Source organism: Solibacillus sp. FSL K6-1523, assembly GCF_038005225.1.
Taxonomy (GTDB): Bacteria; Bacillota; Bacilli; order Bacillales_A; family Planococcaceae; genus Solibacillus.
In genome coordinates this window covers 974,610-996,345 of the sequence record NZ_JBBOSU010000001.1, presented here as the reverse complement: position 1 = coordinate 996,345, position 21,736 = coordinate 974,610, and the positions used below count along the sequence as shown (strand labels likewise).

Genomic DNA, 21,736 nt, shown 5'->3' with positions numbered 1-21,736 from the left:
TATTTAATTGGACGCTCCTTTTTTTACGAATGCAGCGACGAAAAATCCATCACTACCAATATCTTGCGGGAATACTTGTAACATCCCGTCTTGTTGTTTCGCTTCTAATTGTGCTGGTAAATTTTCTAAACGTACCGCTTCCATTTCTGGGTGTGCAGCTAAAAAGGCATTTACCGTACCTTCATTTTCGCGACGGTCCACTGTACAAGTAGAATACACTAATCGACCATCCGTTTTTAATAATTGTACTGCATTTTCTAATATCGCAAGTTGAATTGATTGTAGACTTTCTAAATCTTCCTCACGCTTTGTATATTTAATATCCGGCTTACGACGCATTACACCCAGCCCTGAGCACGGTGCGTCTACAAGAATCGCATCATAGCTTTCCGCTGGAAGGATGCCCGCTGCTTTACGCCCATCGAGTGGTGCTGTTTGAACGATATCAAGCCCTAAGCGCGTTGTATTTTCATCGATTAAATCTAACTTTTTCGGATGTAAGTCCGTTGCTAAAATAAGTCCTTCATTTTGCATTTTTTCTGCTAAATGAGTCGTTTTCCCACCTGGTGCGGCACACATATCCAGCACTTTCATACCAGGCTGTGGATTTAATACCGTTGCAGGAATCATCGAGCTTTCATCTTGAATCGTAATTAATCCATTACGGAAAGCACCTGTGCGTGCTGCTTGACCACTTTCAAGATGGATACATTCTGGCATATATTCACTACGACGCGCTTTCACACCCTCACGTTCTAACGTTGTCAGCACTTGTTCTACTGTTGCCTTTGTCGTATTGACACGAACGGTTTGGAGCGGTGCAATATTGTTTTCCTGTAACATATCACGTGTTACATCAAAGCCGTAGCTCTCTACCCAACGATCGACAAGCCACTGCGGATGACTCGTTTCAATGGCAAGACGCTCATTGTCATTTGCAATTAAATCTGTTGAACGAACACCTTCACGTAAAATCGAACGTAAAATACCATTGACCATTGAGGCAATTCCTTGATGCCCGCGACGTTTTGCAATTTCAACCGCTTCATTTACTGCTGCATGTGCAGGGATACGTGTTAAGTAATGCATTTGATACAGCGACATACGCAGCAACCAACGCACCCATATATCTACTTTTCCACGAATAAATGGCTCTAAGTAATAATCTAACGTTAGCTTATGCTGCAAAGTTCCATAAGTTAGCTCTGTTAACAGCCCACGGTCCTTTGCATCAATTTTATATTTTTCAATTGTTTGGTGTAATAATAAGTTACTATACGCTTGGCTTTTATCGACTGTTAATAAAATCGTTAGTGCCGCGTCACGCACATTACCATCCCAAATTACTGGCTTTTTTTTACTCATTCAAAACGGTCCCCAATCTGTAATTTCGAGCCCGTACCACGTAAAAACTCTTCTGCTGTCATACGTTTTTTCCCAGCTGGCTGCACGTCATAAAGTGCTAATGTTTTACCATCACCTGTTGCCACTTCGAAATGATCCTTGGCAATGTTGACTACTTCACCCGGTGTAGCAGTTGTCTTCGTTTCTCCTAGCTTTGCCCACCATACTTTAAAGTTCGCACCTTCGAAAGTTGTATAGGCAACAGGCCACGGATGTAAACCCCGCACTTGATTATATAATGTGCGAGCTTCTTTATTCCAATCTAACAACTCTTGCTCACGGCTAATATTTCGTGCATAAGTTACATCGTCTTCATTTTGCACGATGCGCTCATTTGTACGTGCGATAATAGCAGGCAATGTTTCTTTTAATAGTTCACGACCGACAACACTTAATTTTTCGAACATGCCACCTGTATGATCTGTCTCTTCAATCGTAATTTCACGTTGAGAAATAATATCGCCAGCATCTAATTTTTCAGCCATATACATAATCGTAATACCTGTTTTTTCTTGACCGTCCATAATCGCTTGGTGGATTGGCGCACCACCACGATATTGCGGCAATAACGAAGCATGTACATTAATGCAACCTAGCTCCGGTGCATCGAGTAATTCTTTCGGTAATATTTGACCGAATGCCGCCGTGACAATTAAATCAGGCTTTAGTGCTAAAATATCTTGTAACTCTTGTGAACCGCGCAATTTTTCCGGCTGAATAACAGGAATCCCAAGTGCCAATGCTTCTTCCTTGACTGGAGGAGGTGTTAATACTTTTTTACGCCCAACTGGACGGTCTGGCTGTGTTACAACGGCAGCCACGTCATAACCTTCTTCATGTAGCATGCGCAAAATTGGCGCAGAAAAAGTTGGAGTTCCCATAAAGATGATTTTTGTCATCGCTTATTCCTCCTCTGCGTCCGCGTATAATTCCTCTAGCTCCTCAGCTGTTAATACACGCGTCATTTTCGAATCAAATAACACACCATCTAAATGGTCAATTTCATGCAATATACAACGTGCCTCAAAATCTTCCGCTTCGAGCTCATAAACTCGGCCTTCACGGTCAGATGCTTCGATTTTCACATACGTAGGGCGCTTTACCATACCAAATAAATCCGGGAAGCTTAAGCAGCCTTCTACATCTTCCTCTTCACCGCGCGTTTCAATGACGATTGGGTTGATCATTTCTAAAATATCTTCCCCAAGTTCAACAATCGCAACACGTAAACCAACATTAATTTGTGGCGCAGCAATTCCTACTCCATCATGTTCAACCATCGTGTCATATAAATCATCTAAAAGTTGGATTAAGTCTTCATTAATGACTTCAACTTCTTTTGTTTTTTGCGATAAAATTTTCGCCGGATTTTCCATTACTTCTTGAATAGCCATATTTGTATACCTCTTTCTATTTGAATCCCATCTGGATGCAGGCATTGCTTGAAATCCACTTAAATCATTGTCGGGTCTAAGTCAACCGTCAACACAATCCCTTTTTTAATCCAGTCAGAGCGATACATTTTAATTAATTGTAAAAGCACGGGAATTAAATTTGGTTCTCTTTTATATTTTATCAAACATTGGTAACGATATCTATTTTGGAGTCGACTAATACTCGCCGTTGTTGGACCAATGACAGACACTTCAAAAGATAAGCTAGAACGTAAATATTCAGCAGCACGTCCTGCATATTCCGCTGCCAACAACACATCCTCATGTGAAACTTGAATGAGCGCAATATAATAATACGGTGGATAACCTGCTGTATGTCGACTATACATTTCGCGTTCATAAAACGGTGTATACAGTTGTTCTTTCGATAATTCAATTGCATAATGCTCCGGTGTATACGTTTGAACGAATACTTCACCTGGTTTGTCATGACGACCAGCTCGTCCACTTACTTGCGTCATTAGTTGAAAGGTTTTTTCAGCCGCACGATAATCCGGTAAATGCAAGGACGTATCTGCACTTAGTACACCAACGAGCGTAATATTCGGGAAATCCAGCCCTTTGGCAATCATTTGCGTGCCTAATAAAATATCCGCTTCACCCGCACCAAAAGCATCGAGTATTTTTTCATGTGCGCCCTTTTGCTTTGTCGTATCGACATCCATTCGTAATACGCGAGCACCTGGAAAGAGCTTATAAATTTCTTCTTCCACTTTTTGTGTACCTGTTCCAAAATAACGAATATGCTCACTTTGACATTGCGGACATTCGCTCGGTACATACTCATCATGTCCACAATAATGGCATTTTAGCTTTTCATTCGAACGATGGTATGTAAGCGAAATATCACAGTTTGGGCATTGTACCGTCGTCCCACAATCACGACATAAAACAAACGAAGAATAACCACGGCGATTTAAAAATAGAACCGATTGTTCCTTCTTTTCTAATCGCGTTCGGATTGCCTCAGCTAATGGCTCCGAGAACATCGAACGATTCCCTCCTTTCAATTGCTCACGCATATCCACAATATGGACAGTCGGCAACGCTTGGTTTTTCGCACGGTTTTCTAACGTTAATAACGTATAAACCCCTTTTTTCGCTCGTGCAAAGGATTCTAATGCGGGTGTTGCACTACCTAAAATGACGGGACAATCGTAATATTGACTACGCCAAATAGCCACATCGCGTGCATGATAACGGGGTGAATCCTCTTGTTTATACGTAGATTCATGCTCTTCATCTAATATAATTAAGCCTAAGTTCGTAAACGGTGCAAAAATAGCCGAGCGCGCTCCGACAACGACTTTTACTTTCCCTTGCTGGATTTTTCGCCACTCATCATATTTTTCACCGACCGAAAGACCACTATGCATGACCGCAACTTGTTCACCGAAACGCGATCTAAAACGTTCAGTCATTTGCGGTGTTAAAGAAATTTCCGGGACGAGCACAATCGCCTCTTTTTCCTCGGCAATCGCCTGTTGAATCGCTTGAAGATATACTTCCGTTTTTCCACTACCTGTAATACCGTGTAGTAAAAACGTTTCTTGCCGCTTTTCTTCTAATGCTTTTTTTATTTGTGCTAAAGCAGTATCTTGTTCATTTGTTAAATGTAAAAAATCCGTTCGGGCAACTTCTTTTGTAAACGGGTCACGGTACACTTCTTGATGAATATAGACGGCCGCCCCTTTGTCAATCACACTCGTTAAAACGGCATTCGTTATATCAACTGCTTTACAAATTTCATCGGCGGTAAAAAGTTGGCCTTCATTTAACTTCATCCATTGCACAAGCTGCTTTTGCTTTGGGGCTCTCGCCGTTATCTGTGCTTCTATAGCTTCCAGTTGCGCAAGCGGAGCAATTTGGACTTTTCGCACTTGCTTAATTTTTCCCTGTTGCTTCACCACATTGTCGATTAGGACATCCCCATTACGGACCGCCTGTTTTAATGGTTTTAGTAACGCATCCTTTTCAATTACTTTAAGATTCACTCTCGCATTTTTCACAAAATACGGTTGAATGACTTCCGGCAACTGTTCAACTTCTGTCACTAATACAGCAAATTTTTCATACTTTGCTCGTAATGCACCGGGAAGCATCACTTGTAGAGCATCAATTTCATAACAGATCGTTTGATTTTTTAACCATTTTGCCATTTTCAACATTTCATCTGTTAACACAGACTCGATATCTAAAATTTCTGCAATGGACTTCATTTTATCTAGCGGTATGTCCGTTTCATCTTTTATGCCGACAACAAATCCTAGAACATTTCTCGGACCAAAAGGCACTTTCACACGACAGCCTTTTTCAATTAACTCTGACCACTCATCTGGAATGACATAATCAAACGGCCGATCGACTGGATAAGCGGATACATCCACAATGACTTCTGCAATAACCATTACGCATTCGCATCACTTTCAGCACTTTGCACAAAATGCTTTACTACCAGCGCCGTAATTTTTTCAGGCTCTTCTAAACGCCCTTTCCCAACATAGCCACATGCTAAAAAACCTTCTGATGGCTCAATAAATCGGATCCCATCTTCTGCTAATTGGGCAATATTTCGTAATACTGCTGGATGCTCATACATATGTACATTCATTGCCGGAGCTACCCACACTGGTGCTGTTGTGGCAAGTAATGTTGTCGTCACCATATCATCCGCCATGCCATGCGCCATTTTCGCAATGATGTTCGCTGTTGCTGGTGCCACAATGATTAAGTCCGCCCAATCCGCTAAATCAATATGGGCAATGACTGCTGAGTTTTTTTCGTCAAACGTATCATAAAACACATCATTTTTTGACATAACTTGAAAGCTTAAAGGTGTGACGAATTGTTGTGCCGAAGCGGTCATGATCACTTTCACATTCATGCCTGCTTGTGATAATTTGCTGACGAGCGCGACTGCTTTATAAACGGCAATTCCCCCTGAAACACACACTAACACATTGCTCTTTTTCATGTTCGAAACCTTCCTTTCAAATGACAAGCTCCCAAAGAAAGATTCTAAGGGAGCTACTTTACAAGTAATATCGAATTAAATCACAAAGAAAGGACAACCTTCTACCAACTAGCAGAAGATGATGTCCTTACTTACTGGAAAACAGTTTTTAGATTTCATCCTCATAAATCGTTGATGCATCTTGTTCCGCTTTTTTAAGCTTTCCTGCTGCTACTTCTTCTAAAGCTCTACCAACTGGCTTATAAGAAACGTATGAGCTTAATTGCTCGCCGCCCTCTTCTTGCATTTGACGAGCACGCTTTGAAGCTAAGCTTACCAAAGAATATTTTGAATCGATTTGCGTTTTTAACTTATCTACTGATGGGTATAACATAGTTTATTCTCCTCTCAACATTGACAAATATCGTTTTTCTACACGTTCACGGCGACAATGCTCTGCCACAATAATGGCATTAATCTTATCACATGCATTTTGAACTTGATCATTTTCTACGACATAATCGTATAAACTCATCATTTCAACTTCTTCACGAGCTGTTGCAATTCGACGAGCAATCACTTCTTCAGTTTCTGTTCCTCGTCCAACTAAGCGTTGCTCTAATTCAGAAATGCTTGGTGGTGCTAAAAAGATGAACAACGCATCTGGTGCTTTTTCTCGAATTTGTGCGGCACCTTGAACTTCTATTTCTAAAAATACGTCACGACCCGCTTCTAACGTTTCCTTTACATAGGCAAGCGGTGTACCGTAATAATTACTAACAAATTCAGCATGCTCAAGCAAGCCACCTTGTTCAATTAATTCTTCAAATTGTTCACGCGTTCTAAAGAAATAGTCTACACCATCTACTTCTCCTTCGCGAGGATTTCGCGTTGTCATCGAAATCGAATATTCATAGTTCGTATCAGGTTGTAAAAATAGCTCTTTACGAACCGTCCCTTTTCCAACACCTGATGGACCCGATAATACTATTAATAAGCCACGTTGTTTGTTCATGTGTAACTCCTTTTAAGCTATTCAATATTTTGAACTTGTTCTCGCATTTTTTCTAAAATCGTTTTTGCTTGCACAACGGCAATGGAGCAGTCTGCCGATTGATTTTTCGAACCGATTGTATTAATTTCACGATGCATCTCTTGCATAATGAAATCTAATTTACGACCAATTGCAACAGACTCATTTAGCGTTTCCGTCAGTTGACCAAAATGGCTTTCTAAACGATCTAACTCCTCTGTTATATCAATTCGTTCCGCAAATAATGCAACTTCAGTTAATAAACGTTCCTCAACCAACTGTCCATCATTTATTTCTTGTAGGCGAGCAATTAAACGTTCACGATACTTGGCAACCGCTTGTGGGGCTGCTTGTTTAATTTTAGCAACTTGCTGCTGCAATTCAACCTTATATTGTAGCATAATATTACGTAATTCATGCCCTTCACGCTCACGCATCATCATTAAACTGTTAATCGCTTGTGCTAATGCATCCTTTACTGCCTGAATAATTTCATCCTGCAAAAACTCTTCTTTCTCGATTTGCAGCACTTGATCCAAGTTTGAAATTTCCTGCATTGTCCATTTCTCTTCCATTATAACGGATTGCGAAAGCTCGCTTTTTACTTTCAAGTAAGCTTCTAGTAATGGCCAATTAATGCGGACAGCTTGTTCTGCATTATGTAGCTCTTTTAGAAAAATAATAACATCTATTTTCCCGCGCGAAACAGCATCGGATAACATTTTTTTCACAATTACTTCTGATTCCATCCATTCTTTTGGAAACTTCGTATTAATTTCTAAAAAACGATGATTCACAGCACGAATTTCAACCGTGAGTTGAAATCTATTCGTCGTTGTGACCCCCCTGCCGAATCCGGTCATACTACGCACCAAGGCTTGTCACATCCTTCTTTGCATATTGCAATAATTATATCATATGTTAAACCAATTCGTGTTAACGTTTTAATAGAAAATTGAACTATATAAGTACAACAAAAGAATCTATCCTTATGATGTAAGTTTTCTAATATAGTTGCTAATAAAGTATGTGCTAGTTTAGGCTGGCTAAGCACATGAGGCGCACAGACAATGTTAGCACAAATTTGTACGACTCATCTTTGTGCTTTGTGCAAAGCCAGCCTTTATAACGTTTTGCCTACTGAAACTTTCTGCATTTATTTCGCCACTACCGTGGGAGGGGGCGTTATACTCAATAGACTTTTATCCCATTAGAAAAAATCTATCCTATTTTTTTGTTATTGAGGAGCAAAAATCATACAGCCTTTGGAGAAAGCTGAATCTTTTAAGTGACAAAAATGTGCTATAAAAGTGGGGGAAACGGCATGTTTTGCAATCTCAACAGTATTATATGAACGAAATTTATTGTCGAGTTGGTATTTCAATAAAGATATTGAATAGCTGAAACTAACTTCATATTCAAAAGATGATTAGGATTTATATTAGGACAAACTTGAATAGAAGGAGTTGATTGGAATGAAGGGGAGGCGACTCCTACGGGAACAGCACGTGCGGAAAATCCACTTATTTCGAGATTCATCTCGAAATAAGTTAGTTGGAGCCGTGCCCGTGGAAAGCGTCCGGACCGGAATGGAAATCACCTCACCCCTTTTTCAGAAAGGATTTTTAATGATAAACTCGTTAATTAATTATATATACCATAACCTACATTTTTTTCAATACCCATCAAACTGACAGTTCTATCCATCACATTTTGATTTCTATCCAACACTTTATCAATTACGCCTCGGCGTAATTGTGTCCAGATTTTTTCGAGCTCGCTCGAAAAACTTCCCTTAAAAATCTGTGGCATCCGCCGGGGCTTAACTTGATTCAGCCGGGGTTTGAACCCCCACTGAATAGAATTGCCTTTTTGGCATTCATCCCCCACTTATAGAAGTAGGGGAATTCTGCTGAATTAAGTTAAATTCTATCCAACACTTTCGCCTTTCTATCCGTATAGCGTGGGGCTATAACTTACTTACGTAGAAAATAATGTTATGATAGATAGACTAGTAAGAAATACAATCTTTACGAAAGAGGTACGAATATGGCATTTGACGGTCTTTTTACACGTTCGATGAGCAAAGAATTAGCAATCCTTTCATCAGGACGAATTACAAAAATATATCAACCGAATGCGTTAGAAGTAGTTTTCCAAGTTCGCGCAGCAGGCAGTAACTATAAACTCTTATTTTCCATTCACCCTTCTTATTCACGCCTACACCTGACAGAGCAGGCCATCGAAAATCCCACGGAGCCACCTATGTTTTGTACATTATTACGGAAACATATTGAGGGTGGATTTATTTCGGCGGTAACACATGATGCATTTGAACGTGTCATTACGTTTGAAATTGACAGTAAAAATGAAATTGGTGACGCGGTTAAACGTGTTTTAATTATGGAAATTATGGGGCGCCACAGCAATCTAATTTTAGTAGATGCAGAAAACGATAAAATTATTGATAGCTTAAAGCATTTACCACCTTCCGTAAACAGCTATCGTACCGTGCTTCCAGGGCAAACTTATATTGCACCACCACAACAGGATAAAGTTTCTTTATCAAGTCTTACAGATGATGAACTGCGTAGCTTTTTTGCACAGGAAGTAACAGCAAATGAAATCGTCGCGCATTTCGCCGGTTTTTCACCGCTACATGCGAATGAGTTATTGCACCGGATGAAAACACAAGATCCTGTTACGGCTTGTCGCCAGTTAATGAATGAAATTGCCACGATTGCAAAACCAACGTATGTTGAGGAAAATGGCAAACTATACTTTTCCCCTACTGAACTTACGCATTTAAATGGCGCAGTGACACATTATGCTACGCTCGGCGAATTATTGGACCGCGTATTTTTCGCCCGCGCACAGCGAGACCGCGTCAAACAACAAGCAGGAGATTTAGAGCGCTGGTTACAAAATGAACTGAATAAATTAAAACTCAAACAAAAAAAGCTCCAAAAAGATTTTGAACGTGCCTCAAACTTAGAGCAATTCCAGCTTTTTGGTGAGTTGTTAATGGCGAACTTATACAATTTCCAAAAGGGTATTGAATTTGTTGATGTGGAAAACTATTACAGTGAAACCGCTGAAAAAGTGCGCATTCCACTTAGCCCACGCAAAACGCCGATCGAAAATGCGCAAAGCTATTATACAAAATATAATAAAGCGAAAACAGCCCTAATTATGATTGAAGAGCAGCAAGCAAAAACAACGGATGATATTACATATTTAGAAATGCTTGCGCAACAAGTACAACAAGCCTCGCCATCCGACATTGAAGAAATTCGCGAAGAGTTAGCCGAACAAGGTTTATTGCGTTTACGCCATGCGAAAAGAAAAAAGAAACCAACGAAACCAGACCCAGAAAAGTTTATTTCTTCGACAGGTACGCTGATTTCGGTTGGAAAAAATAATAAACAAAATGACCATTTAACATTTAAATTAGCGAAACGTCATGAAGTTTGGTTGCACACAAAGGATATCCCAGGTTCACACGTAGTTGTACATGCTGAATCTCCCGATGAAACAACTTTAAAGGAAGCCGCTATTTTAAGTGCCTACTTTAGTAAGGCACGCGAATCTTCTTCTGTACCTGTTGACTATACAGAAATCCGACATGTCAAAAAACCAAATGGCTCTAAGCCCGGATTCGTTATTTATTTCGAACAAAAAACATTGTATGTGACACCTGATGAAGCGATCGTTATGCAAATGAAAAAATAATAATCGAAAAAAACGTCATTTTGACCATTACGAGTCAAAATGACGTTTTTTAATTTTTTGCTAGTTAACTAAATTGCCTTACTTCTTCATCGTTTTCGTCTTTTTATAGTTTACATGCCATGCAAGTGCTTCTTCTAAATTATGCGGTGTATGCGCATTTCCTGTCACTTCGACTGCACGATTATAGTATTCTCGTAGCGCTTCTTTATAGTCAGGGTGCACACAATTTTCAATAATAGCTTCCACACGCTCTTTCGGTGCCATTCCGCGTAAGTCAGCAATCCCTTGTTCAGTAGCAATCACATCGACATCATGTTCCGTATGATCATGGTGCGCAACCATTGGAACAATCGATGAAATATCGCCGCCTTTCGCATATGATTTCGTTACAAAGATCGAAATTCGTGCATTACGTGTAAAGTCGCCTGAACCACCTAATCCGTTCATCATATGTGTGCCTTGTACATGCGTTGAATTGACATTGCCATAAATATCCGCTTCCAATGCCGTATTAATCGCAATAATTCCTAAACGACGAATTACTTCTGGATGATTTGAAATTTCTTGCGGACGCAATACTAAACGGTCCTTATACTTATCAATATTTCCATAAACGCGCGTACCACATTCTTCACTTAAAGTAATGGACGTACCCGATGCAATTTTAACTTTATTCGCATCTAATAAGTGGAATACAGCGTCTTGTAACACTTCTGAAAAAATTTCAAGCTCTTCAAATTCTGAGTTTAAAAAGCCGTTTAATACCGCATTCGCAACAGATCCAACGCCTGATTGTAATGGCAATAAATTTTTAGGTAAACGCCCTTTTTTAATTTCTGCTCTTAAGAAAGCTAGTAAATGTTGTGCGATTTGCTCAGTTTCTTCATCTGGTTCCACAATTAATGATGGCGCATCCTTAATTGTGGAATGGACAATCCCTTTAATTTTATTAATATCGACCGGAATTCCTTTCGTACCAATACGATCACTTGCTGTTAGCATCGGAATTGGGTCACGTTCCCCTTGGTCTTTAGGTATATAAATGTCATGAATGCCTTCTAAATTCGGTTGTTCTGGGTTTAATTCAATAATTACTTCTTTTGCCATTTGAACAAGAATCGGTGAGTTTCCAACAGAAGTTGTAGGAATAATCATGCCATCCTCTGTAATTGCTGTTGCTTCAATAATCGCAAAGTCAATTGGTCCAATAATGCCTTGTCGAATTAATTCTGCGTTATGTGATAAATGCATGTCTGTATATAAAACTTTTCCTGTATTAATGGCTTTTCGAATGGCTGGATCACCTTGATATGGTGCACGTTTACGAATAATACCTGCTTCCGCCATCATTTGGTCTACTTCAGGTCCTAATGAAGCACCTGTGTATACATCCACTTGGAATTTTTCTGTCTTTGCTTTTTCAACTAATGCAAGCGGAATCGTTTTTGCATCACCCGCACGAGTAAAACCACTCATCCCCAGTGACATCCCATCTTTAATCCAAGATGCTGCCGTTTCTGCTGATACAACTTTGTCCTCCAATGCATTGCAACGAATTCTAGCGTTTAATATTGTATCCATAATAAATGCCCTCCCCATTCTTCAGTAAAAGTTTTTTATACTTGCCATGTTTTCAAAACCATTTTAAAAACACAGGTCAAACCATGAATGATGAAATACTTTTTTACGATACTACTTTTGGACAAACTATCCCTTACGTTAGTAACATTCTAGATTAAGTAATAGAAATCCTTCTCAAAACAGAAATATTCCAACTTAACATATCTAATATGAGTTGTTATATAAATCCCACTAAGTATACGGTAGCTAATATCAGCTTAGGCATATATAGAAGTTCGAAGTTCCGAAGCTCTCTGAATAGTATCTCCATTCAAAACAAAAACCTCGAACTTTTTTTAGCGTTCGAGGTTTTTCATTTTAAATTATTTCACTGAATCTTCAGCTACTACTTCTACTTCATGCCATTTAATTTCATTCTCCCAGTCAATGTTATAATATTTTACACGTTTGTTAACTGGAATGATTTCTGTACGGAAATACATTGGCACTGTTGTTGCTTGTGCAAACATATAATCTTCCCACGCGCGGAATGCTTTTGCACGGTAAGCAGCGTCCATTGAATCTTTCGAGTCGATATCTTTAAGTAAAGCTGTTAAATCATCCGAAACGAAGCGGCTATAGTTGAATGCTGCTTCTTTTTCATAAATACCTGCTGGAGATGGGTTTGTACCTGTACCCCATGCAGCCATGAACATATCGATTTCAGGGTCATCTGCTTTTACTTTGTCGTAGAAACTTTGGAACTCGATTAAACGACCTGTCGATAACTGTACATCTAAACCAACATCTTGCCAGTTTTGACGGTAATACTCAACGATTGCTTCGTCTGTATCTGAACCCGCCATTGAAGCTAAGTTAATTGAGAATTTGTTGCCCTCTTTATCTTCACGAATACCATCGCCATCTGTATCTTTATATCCAGCTTCTTCTAATAATGCTTTCGCTTTTTCTGGATCATAGTTGAAGCCTTCTAAAGTGCTGTCATAGAATGATGCGAATGTCGGTGGAATTAATCCCGTTGCACGAGAACGTAAACCTTGGTAGAAACGATCCCCTACTTGCTCAATATCCATTGCATAGGCAATCGCTTCACGTAATTTCACGTCATTCATTTTCGCATTTTCATCTGTAATGCTAATCCCTTGAGCTGTATCATACTTCCCTAATTTAAAGCCAACATAAGAATAAGCTAATTCTGGACGAGCTAACACTGTTAAGTTCGTTAAATCTTTCACACCATCATACTGATTGGCAGGGTATGACATCGCAATGTCGTATTGACCTGTACGTAAACCTTCCCCAATCGATGCAGGTGGCACGATTTGCAATACTACTTTATCTAATTTTGGTTTCCCTCTCCAGTGGTGTTCATTTGCTACGAACTGAACAGATTCACCATCAACTAATTTATCTAATTTGAATGCACCTAAAGTAATTGGTGTTTTACGAACTGCATCTGACGTAATTAAATCAGCTACAGGAATATCTTTTAACTGATGTTTCGGCGCTGCATATTCCCATAAACCATCACCAATAGAGAAGATTGCTGGTGATACTTTCTTAAATGTAATTTCAATTGATTTGTCATCAATCTTTTTAATACCTGAAATCGTATCCGCTTCACCTGCATGGTATTCTTCAGCACCAATGATATTTTGGAAGTCCCCATCATAGCGAATACCCGTGTAATCTGGGTGACCAATAATTTCGTAAGGGTAAATTAAGTCATCTGCAGTTAAAGTCGTACCATCAGACCATTTCACATCATGTTTAATCGTTACAGTAGCTTTATTATTATCTGCGTCAACATCTAATTTCGCAATTCCTTTATCCGTAACCAAAAAGTCCTTACCTGTATCGAAAAGCGAATTCGTCATTAGTTTCATAATTTCAGAATCATAAGCATCTTGATATAATTCCCAACTGAAAACACCTTTGAATGGAGAGCTTGCTACTAAAGCATACTTTAATGTACCGCCCGCAAGTGCATCCCCTTCATTTGTTACATCCGATGGTAATGTTGGTTGCTCAGCAGTTGATCCACCTTCATCTTTTGCACCGTCTTCTGTCTTCGCTGGTTCATTATCTGCTGGTTTTTCTGAACCTGTTTCTGAATCTTTTCCGCTACATGCAGCAAGAACTAACATGATAGCGAAAACCGTTGAAAGAAGTAGCCAATACTTTTTCTTCATCTTTTTTCCTCCCCTTTATCCTAGTCGTTGTTTCGCGTCAGCTGCTCGGCGTAACGCTTGTCCAACGTAATTTATACCAAGCATCAATACTAAAATTAATATTGATGCGGGTAACCATACCCACCATTTACTCGATAAAACAATTGGATTCATCGCATAAGCAACTAATGTCCCTAAACTTGGTGTTGACGGTGGTAAACCGAATCCTAAAAACGATAAACCTGTTTCAATGCCGACGTTACCTGCAAAACTTAGCGTAACTTCCACAATTAACAGTGAACTTAAATTCGGTAATAATCCCTTAAACATGATCGCAAAATCACTCGTCCCCATCGTTTTGGAGGCACTAATATAATCCCGACGCGCTTCAGAAAGCGCTTTGGATCGCACCAACCTTGCCGTACTCATCCACTGGAATGCTGCGATAATATAGATTAACTCCCAAATTCCGTATGTCGGGACAATTGTTATGACTACAATGATGATCATTAACGTTGGTAAAGTGACGAAAAAATCGATAATGCGCATAAAGAAATTATCGATAAAACCTCCGTAATACCCCATAATAATTCCTAAAGTAATCCCTACAATGTTCGCGATTAACGTAATGCCAACCGCAATTGAAATTGAGTTTGTAGCACCAATAATAAGTTGCCCAAACATATCTCTTCCAGCCTCATCTGCCCCTAAAATATAGCCTCTCACTCCAGGTTCCGTAAAACGATCGATTAAGCTAATTTTCATAACTGCAGCTTTATCAATTTCAAAGAAATATAAATATAATATCCCTACCATTAATGCGAAAATCCCTACTATCGAGAACATTGCTAATTTATCTTTTTTAAACTCTCGTAAAACAACTTGAATACCTGTTGGTGGAGAGCTTTCAGATTTAAAGTTTTCTACTGCTTTTTTATTTTTTTTTGCCATCTTGAAATCATCTCTCCTTAGTCATTTTTTGGTGTTTAGTCTATGCGAATTCGCGGGTCGACAATACTTAAAATAATATCGGACAATAGACTACCTAATAATGCTAAGAAGCCAAATAACATAACGAGTGCTGTAATGACACTATAATCACGACTTAAAATGGACTCAACGAATAATTTACCCATCCCTGGATAAGCAAATACCGATTCAATGAAAATCGATCCGCCCAGTAAACCTGTAATCGTAAAGCCTAAAAATGCTGCGATTGGTAATAATGAATTACGGAAAATGTGACGTGAATACACTTTTTTCATCGGAATCCCTTTACTTCTCGCCGTTTTCACATAGTCCATCGTTTTTGCATCAATAATTTCTGAACGTAAATATTGAATAATCCCCGTTGTGCCTAATATTGCATAGGACATACCTGGCAATAGTAAGTGATAAAACTTATTCCAGTAATATTCCCACGTCCCAGGGTCCAAACCGACATCGACGGAGCCACTTGTCGGGAACCACATGAGTCGGTAACCGAATACGAATACGAAAATTAAATACAGGACGAATGCGGGTATCGCAAAGCTAATAAAACTGTACAAGACGATTGTTTTATCGACAAAGGTGTCATGATACCGTCCGGCGATGACCCCTAATGGAATCGCGATTAAGTACACTAAAATGACACTAAATAAAGCAAGTGCAAACGTATTCATTGCACGACCACCAATGAGACTCGCTACTGGTTTTTCATGTGTATAACTTCTTCCAAAATCCCCTTGTGCAGCATTTGTAATCCAGTTATAGTACTGGATGTACCAAGGGTCATAGAAACCTGCTTTAATTCGTAATTCTTCAATTCGGTTTGGATCGGTATCAGGTGTAATTAAACCTGTAAACGGATCTCCCGGCATTTGTTTTGCTAATATGAAAATAAGGAGACTTAAAATAAAAAGTTGCGGAATCATAATTAAAATACGTCGAATAACTGTTTTCCACATACTATAATCCCCCCTTTTCTGTTCCAGCCATCGCTACTTTATGCGAGTCTGAAATGGATTTTAACGGGTAAACTTTCCCATGTTCGTCATAATATTTATGTTGCTCTTGTTGATAAATTGCTTCGACCTTTTGACGCTCAGCTTTACGCTCCAAACGCGTTTCAGGCTCAATATTAGGAATTGCTGATAATAAGCGATTCGTATAAATATGTTGTGGGTTCGTATAAATATCTTCACGCTTCCCTGTTTCCACAAAGCGCCCCTTATACATGATTGAGATGTGATCACACATATGACGAACAACCCCCAAATCATGCGAGATAAATAAATAACTAATGCCATATTGTTCTTGAATTTCCTTCATAAAGTTAAGCACTTGGGCTTGTACAGATAAATCTAGTGCCGATACAGGCTCGTCCGCAATAATCATTTTCGGATTGCAGGCAACAGCGCGAGCAATTCCTAAACGTTGCTTTTGACCACCTGAAAATTCATGCGGATACTTTAGTAACACATCTTCTGACATCCCAACAATGGCAAGCAATTCATTAATACGTTTGCGCTCTTCCTGTGGTGATAATTTCATAAAGTTACGGATTGGTTCGGCTAAAATATCAAGCACGCGTTTTCGCGGATTCATACTTGAGTGCGAATCTTGGAAAATCATTTGAATGTCACGATTATAGGCAGAGTCACGATTACGTCGTTGATTCGTTACCTCTTGACCTTCGTAAATAATTTTGCCAGACGTAATTTTTTCTAATCCAATCATTGCTTTACCTGTTGTTGATTTTCCTGAACCAGATTCACCTACTAGACCGTAAGTTTTCCCACGTTCAAATTCCATCGTCACGCCATCTACGGCAAATACATGATCAACTACTGTATTGAAAAAACCGCCTCGGATAGGATAGTGAACTTTTAAGTCCTCAACTTGCATAAAACTCATCCGTTTACGCTCCCTTCCTTGTCTTCAAAATAGAAATGTTGCCAGCATGTACAACGAACAAGATGTCCCGGACCCACTTCATGAAGTTTTGGATTTTTTTCGTGTACCGATTCATCCAACCACGGAACACGGGAAGAAAAACGGCAACCTTCTCTAGGTAATTTCGTTAATGATGGCACCATACCTTGGATAATTTCTAGCTTTTCGTTTTCACTATGCGTTTGTGGAATCGAATTTAATAATGAACGCGTATACGGGTGCTTCGGATTTCTAAATAATTCGATAACAGGCGCTTCTTCAATAATTTCACCTGCATACATAACAGCGACTCGGTCTGCAATTTCCGCTACTACCCCTAAGTCATGGGTAATTAAAATAATGCCGGACTGAATTTCATCTTGAAGCGATTTTAATAAATCTAAAATTTGTGCTTGGATTGTTACGTCCAATGCTGTTGTTGGCTCATCTGCAACAATAATAGCTGGCTTTCCTGATAATGCAATCGCTATCATGACACGTTGACGCATACCACCAGATAATTGGTGAGGAAATTGATTTGCAACACGAGCCGCATTTGGAATACCCACTTGCTCTAAAAGTTCTAAAACACGCGCTTCACGTTGGCTTTTATTTAACTTTGTATGATAAATTAAGCCTTCTGCAATTTGCTCACCAATCCGCATTAATGGATTTAATGCGGATAAAGGATCTTGGAATATGAATCCAATATCATTTCCTCGTAGTTTGTTAAATTGAGCCTCTGTTAAATTCGCTAAGTTTTGATTGTTGTATAAAATTTCACCTTCAACTTTTGTATTACTTGAATTGTGCAATCCTACAATCGAAGTAGCTAACGTACTTTTACCGCAACCTGATTCACCGACAATTGCTAAAATCTCATTTTTGCGAAGCGTTAATGAAACATCATCTACAGCTGGGTAGAATGTATCTTTAATACGAAAACTCGTCCGTAAATTACGGATTGTTAATAAATCATTAGTAGACACGAACTAACCGCTCCTTTCTAAAATAAACATCCACTACGCTCTGCTATGCTAAAAATTCCTCATTATTTCTGCTCTATGCATCTAGTTATGTATATGCCAATTCACTGAATATTAATATAAATTATCCATAAATTATATTAGATGTCAATTACTAAACTTTCTCACTATTCTAACTTAACATTCAATTTCCGAAAATAGCAAATTAAATGTTAAATCTAAATATTCAGTTAATTTATCGCATTAAATGGGTGAAATACATCAAATTTATACAATATTTTAATCAATGATAGGTCTTAATAATTATGAGTTCCTTTTTAATAGAACAATAAATAAATCAAAGTTCAATTATACGAAAATTTCCAGATAGAGTAGAGTTATTATATAACCATAATAAAAACGTGTAAAGTATAATTTCTATACTTTCACACGTTTCTGAGTAGTTCCAACATTATTCAATCAATTACGCCGATGCGTGATTACTTATAAATTTCCTTCTTTTAAATCTTTATGCCAGTTTTTTAAGAAAGGAATTTGATCCTCTTGAATTGTGCCTGACTCATTTGCTGCTTCAATTAAGTAATCAAAGTTCGTTAACGACACATATTTTACGCCTGCATCCGCAAATGCTTGCTCTGCTTTTGGTAAATTATACGTGTACACACATACAACACCTAGAACTTCACAACCTGCTGCACGTAATGCTTCTACTGCTGTAATAGACGAACCACCTGTAGAAACGATATCTTCTACAACAACTACTTTATCGCCCGCTTTATATTTACCTTCAATTTGATTGCCTCTACCATGTTCTTTTGCTTTTGAACGCACATAAACCATTGGCAAGTCTAAAATATCAGATACCCATGCCGCATGCGGAATGCCCGCAGTCGCTGTTCCTGCAACAATACCGCAATCTGCGAAGTTCTCTTGAATAAGAGATGCTAAACCTTTTGCTAATTGCTTACGGGCAACTGGATCTGAAATCGTTAAACGAGTATCGCAGTAAATTGGTGATTTGATACCTGAAGCCCATGTAAATAAATCTGTTGGGTTTAACTCAACTGCTCCTACTTTTAACATTGCATGTGCGATTTCATTTTGTAATGACATTTATTTTACCTCCCATAATTGACAAACTTCTTGATAAGCTAACACTGGATTTGCCGCGCCTGTAATTGCGCGACCTACTACGATCAGTGATGAACCGTCTTGACGCGCACCGTCTGGAGTGGCAATACGTTTTTGATCATGCGCTTGTCCGCCAAGCATGCGAATACCTGGTGTTACACGTAAAAAGTCTTCCCCGCAAGCCTCTTGAATCGCGCGTGCTTCATGAACCGAACAAACGACACCATTTAATCCAGCTTGCTTCGTTACTTGTGCATAATGCAATACCGATTGTTGCAATGAAAGGATAATTTTCTGCTCTTCTTGCATTTGTTGCTCGGTTGTTGATGTTAATTGTGTTACGGCAATTAATGCGGCACGCTCGTTACCAGCTGCTGTTCCGGCTTCTAATCCTTCTAAAGCGCCTTCCATCATGGCACGGCCTCCCGCTGCATGGACATTTACTAAGTCCACACCGAGACGCGCTAAACCTTTCATTGCTGATTTCACCGTATTTGGAATATCATGTAGTTTTAAATCGAGGAAAATATTATGTCCTTGATCTTTTACTTTTTTAACGATGTCTGGACCTTCTTGCATGTAAAGTTCCATACCAATCTTTACAAACAATGGCTCATCAAAGTGATTTAAAAATTCAAAGACCTCTTTTTCACCTGGAAAATCCAAGGCAATAATCGGTTTATTATTCATGCTCATCGATGGCTCCTTCCGATAATTTCAGAAATATGTTCAACGCCTAGTGCGTCTAATTTTGCTGGTAGTTCGTCAATAATTGTTGGGCATACGAAATGATCGACAAAGTTTGCTGTTCCTACTGCTACTGCTGATGCACCAGCTGACATAAAGTCAATTACGTCTTGTGCGCATGTTATACCACCCATTCCGATAATTGGAATGTTCACCGCTTTATACACTTCATATACCATGCGAATCGCTACTGGTTTTACTGCTGGACCAGATAAACCACCTGTACCATTGGCGATAACTGGCTTACCCGTACGCTCATCTAAACGCATGCCCACAAGTGTATTAATCATTGTAATGCCGTCTGCTCCGCCTTCTTCCACAGCTTTTGCAATATCGACAATACTCGTTACATTTGGTGATAATTTTACATAAACCGGCACACTTGAAACAGCTTTCACCGCTTGTGTTAATTCTTTTGCTGTTTGTGGATCTGTACCAAATTGAATGCCCCCACATTTTACGTTTGGACAAGAAATATTTATTTCTAACGCTTTTACATTTGGTGCTTTTGAAATGCGTTCTGCCACTTCTACATAGTCCGCCACTTCTGTTCCAGCTACGTTGGCAATGATTGGCACATCAAAGCCTTCTAAAAACTTCAACTCTTCCCCCATCACTTTGTCAATCCCTGGGTTTTGTAGGCCAATCGCATTTAACATGCCGGCAGAAGTTTCAGCTACACGCGGTGTTGGATTCCCACGGCGTGGTTCTACTGTTGTCGCCTTGATCATAATCGCGCCAAGCTTTGATAAATCATAAAGCTGTGCATATTCGCGGCCAAATCCGAAACAACCAGAAGCTGGCATAATCGGGTTTTTTAAATCTAATCCTGGTAACTCGATATTTATACGGCTCATAATGCCACAACTCCTTTCGGGAATACAGGTCCGTCTGAGCACACTTTCACATAGTCTTTTTCGTGCTTGTCTGTCGTATCACAAACACATGCAAAACATGCCCCAATTCCGCACCCCATGCGCTCTTCAAATGATAAATAGCCTTCTTTTTCCGGGTAGTACTGCTCTAATGCTCGCAGCATTGGCATTGGACCACATGAATAAAATAAATCGAACTCCGGCTTTACATTATCAAATACCGTTGTGACAAAACCTTTTGTGCCTTTCGATCCGTCAACAGTTGCGTAATACGTATCACCAAATGCTGAAAACTGCTCTTCATAGAAGCAAACATCTTCTGTTTGGAAACCTAAAACGTGAATTGTTTTGACACCGCGCGCATTTAATTGCTTCGAAAGCTCATGCAATGGCGGAACACCGATTCCACCACCTACTAATAATGCTGTTTGACCCGGCTGTGCTGCTTCTACTGGGAAGCCGTTTCCGAGTGGACCTAATATATCCACAATTTGCCCTTCGCGATTTGTTGCAAGGAATTGTGTGCCTCGTCCTTCTGCACGGTAAATCATCGTAAATTCATTTTTTTCTTTGTCTACATTTGCAATACTGATTGGTCGGCGCAACAATGGCTCGAACGTATCGGACACCTTTACATGAACAAACTGGCCAGGAGTCATATCCTGAACCAGTTGCCCTTGCAGTGTCAATTCGAAAATGTTCGTAGCGATTTGTGCTTGTGCAACGACCGTCATTTTCTCTTGACGAATCATC

General features: G+C 39.3%; 18 protein-coding genes and 1 pseudogene. 1 reads left to right on the top strand and 18 read right to left on the bottom strand.

Features of this window, described 5'->3' with window-relative positions:
- Positions 1-3: 3 nt before the first annotated feature.
- From rsmB to MHI10_RS04505, 8 genes and pseudogenes are all read right to left on the bottom strand, one after another.
- The gene (gene rsmB, locus MHI10_RS04540) at positions 4-1,365 is read right to left on the bottom strand and encodes a 16S rRNA (cytosine(967)-C(5))-methyltransferase RsmB (protein ID WP_340783362.1); all 1,362 of its coding nucleotides are present in this window, start codon (positions 1,363-1,365) and stop codon (positions 4-6) included.
- The gene (gene fmt, locus MHI10_RS04535; protein WP_340783360.1) at positions 1,362-2,303 is read right to left on the bottom strand and encodes a methionyl-tRNA formyltransferase; all 942 of its coding nucleotides are present in this window, start codon (positions 2,301-2,303) and stop codon (positions 1,362-1,364) included. The genes rsmB and fmt overlap by 4 nt, the downstream gene beginning before the upstream one ends.
- 3 nt (positions 2,304-2,306) lie before the next feature.
- Positions 2,307-2,798 (bottom strand): peptide deformylase, encoded by a 492-nt coding sequence (gene def, locus MHI10_RS04530; RefSeq protein WP_340783359.1) that lies wholly within the window; start codon positions 2,796-2,798, stop codon positions 2,307-2,309.
- Between the two features lie 59 nt (positions 2,799-2,857).
- Entirely contained in the window at positions 2,858-5,266 is a 2,409-nt protein-coding gene (gene priA / locus MHI10_RS04525) for a primosomal protein N' (RefSeq protein WP_340783358.1), read from the bottom strand.
- A gap of 26 nt (positions 5,267-5,292) precedes the next feature.
- Positions 5,293-5,832, bottom strand: a pseudogene (coaBC, locus tag MHI10_RS04520) (bifunctional phosphopantothenoylcysteine decarboxylase/phosphopantothenate--cysteine ligase CoaBC); the annotation flags it as partial.
- Positions 5,833-5,980: 148 nt separating this feature from the next.
- Positions 5,981-6,205, bottom strand: coding sequence for a DNA-directed RNA polymerase subunit omega (rpoZ, locus tag MHI10_RS04515; protein WP_057985867.1), 225 nt, complete (start codon positions 6,203-6,205; stop codon positions 5,981-5,983).
- A 3-nt stretch (positions 6,206-6,208) separates the two neighbouring features.
- Positions 6,209-6,826, bottom strand: a complete 618-nt coding sequence (gene gmk / locus MHI10_RS04510) for a guanylate kinase (RefSeq protein ID WP_340783355.1) — start codon at positions 6,824-6,826, stop codon at positions 6,209-6,211.
- A gap of 17 nt (positions 6,827-6,843) precedes the next feature.
- Positions 6,844-7,719, bottom strand: coding sequence for a YicC/YloC family endoribonuclease (locus tag MHI10_RS04505; protein ID WP_340783354.1), 876 nt, complete (start codon positions 7,717-7,719; stop codon positions 6,844-6,846).
- A 1,174-nt stretch (positions 7,720-8,893) separates the two neighbouring features.
- On the opposite strand from MHI10_RS04505, the gene MHI10_RS04500 reads away from it, so the two are divergent.
- A complete protein-coding gene (locus MHI10_RS04500) occupies positions 8,894-10,576 on the top strand; it encodes an Rqc2 family fibronectin-binding protein (RefSeq protein WP_340783351.1) in 1,683 nt (560 codons plus the stop codon).
- A gap of 78 nt (positions 10,577-10,654) precedes the next feature.
- Here MHI10_RS04500 and MHI10_RS04495 read toward each other — a convergent pair whose 3' ends face one another.
- From MHI10_RS04495 to MHI10_RS04450, 10 genes are all read right to left on the bottom strand, one after another.
- Positions 10,655-12,157: an acetyl-CoA hydrolase/transferase family protein gene (locus MHI10_RS04495; protein ID WP_340783349.1), complete on the bottom strand. Its 1,503-nt coding sequence runs from the start codon at positions 12,155-12,157 to the stop codon at positions 10,655-10,657.
- 362 nt (positions 12,158-12,519) lie between these two features.
- Positions 12,520-14,349: an oligopeptide ABC transporter substrate-binding protein gene (locus tag MHI10_RS04490; protein ID WP_340783347.1), complete on the bottom strand. Its 1,830-nt coding sequence runs from the start codon at positions 14,347-14,349 to the stop codon at positions 12,520-12,522.
- 15 nt (positions 14,350-14,364) lie between these two features.
- Entirely contained in the window at positions 14,365-15,279 is a 915-nt protein-coding gene (locus MHI10_RS04485; RefSeq protein WP_340783346.1) for an ABC transporter permease, read from the bottom strand.
- A 35-nt stretch (positions 15,280-15,314) separates the two neighbouring features.
- Entirely contained in the window at positions 15,315-16,277 is a 963-nt protein-coding gene (gene opp4B / locus MHI10_RS04480) for an oligopeptide ABC transporter permease (RefSeq protein ID WP_340783344.1), read from the bottom strand.
- 1 nt (position 16,278) lies between these two features.
- Positions 16,279-17,226 (bottom strand): ATP-binding cassette domain-containing protein, encoded by a 948-nt coding sequence (locus MHI10_RS04475; protein ID WP_340783342.1) that lies wholly within the window; start codon positions 17,224-17,226, stop codon positions 16,279-16,281.
- Positions 17,223-18,233 carry an ABC transporter ATP-binding protein gene (locus tag MHI10_RS04470; protein ID WP_340783340.1) on the bottom strand — a complete coding sequence of 337 codons (1,011 nt, stop codon included), beginning with the start codon at positions 18,231-18,233 and terminating at the stop codon, positions 17,223-17,225. Before MHI10_RS04470 ends, MHI10_RS04475 begins: the two co-directional genes overlap by 4 nt.
- Positions 18,234-18,713: 480 nt before the next feature.
- A complete protein-coding gene (gene pyrE / locus MHI10_RS04465) occupies positions 18,714-19,343 on the bottom strand; it encodes an orotate phosphoribosyltransferase (RefSeq protein ID WP_340783338.1) in 630 nt (209 codons plus the stop codon).
- Positions 19,344-20,051 (bottom strand): orotidine-5'-phosphate decarboxylase, encoded by a 708-nt coding sequence (gene pyrF / locus MHI10_RS04460; RefSeq protein ID WP_340789138.1) that lies wholly within the window; start codon positions 20,049-20,051, stop codon positions 19,344-19,346. It lies immediately after the preceding gene.
- Between the two features lie 2 nt (positions 20,052-20,053).
- A complete protein-coding gene (locus MHI10_RS04455; protein ID WP_340783337.1) occupies positions 20,054-20,965 on the bottom strand; it encodes a dihydroorotate dehydrogenase in 912 nt (303 codons plus the stop codon).
- A complete protein-coding gene (locus MHI10_RS04450) occupies positions 20,962-21,735 on the bottom strand; it encodes a dihydroorotate dehydrogenase electron transfer subunit (RefSeq protein WP_340783336.1) in 774 nt (257 codons plus the stop codon). Before MHI10_RS04450 ends, MHI10_RS04455 begins: the two co-directional genes overlap by 4 nt.
- Position 21,736 lies beyond the last annotated feature (1 nt).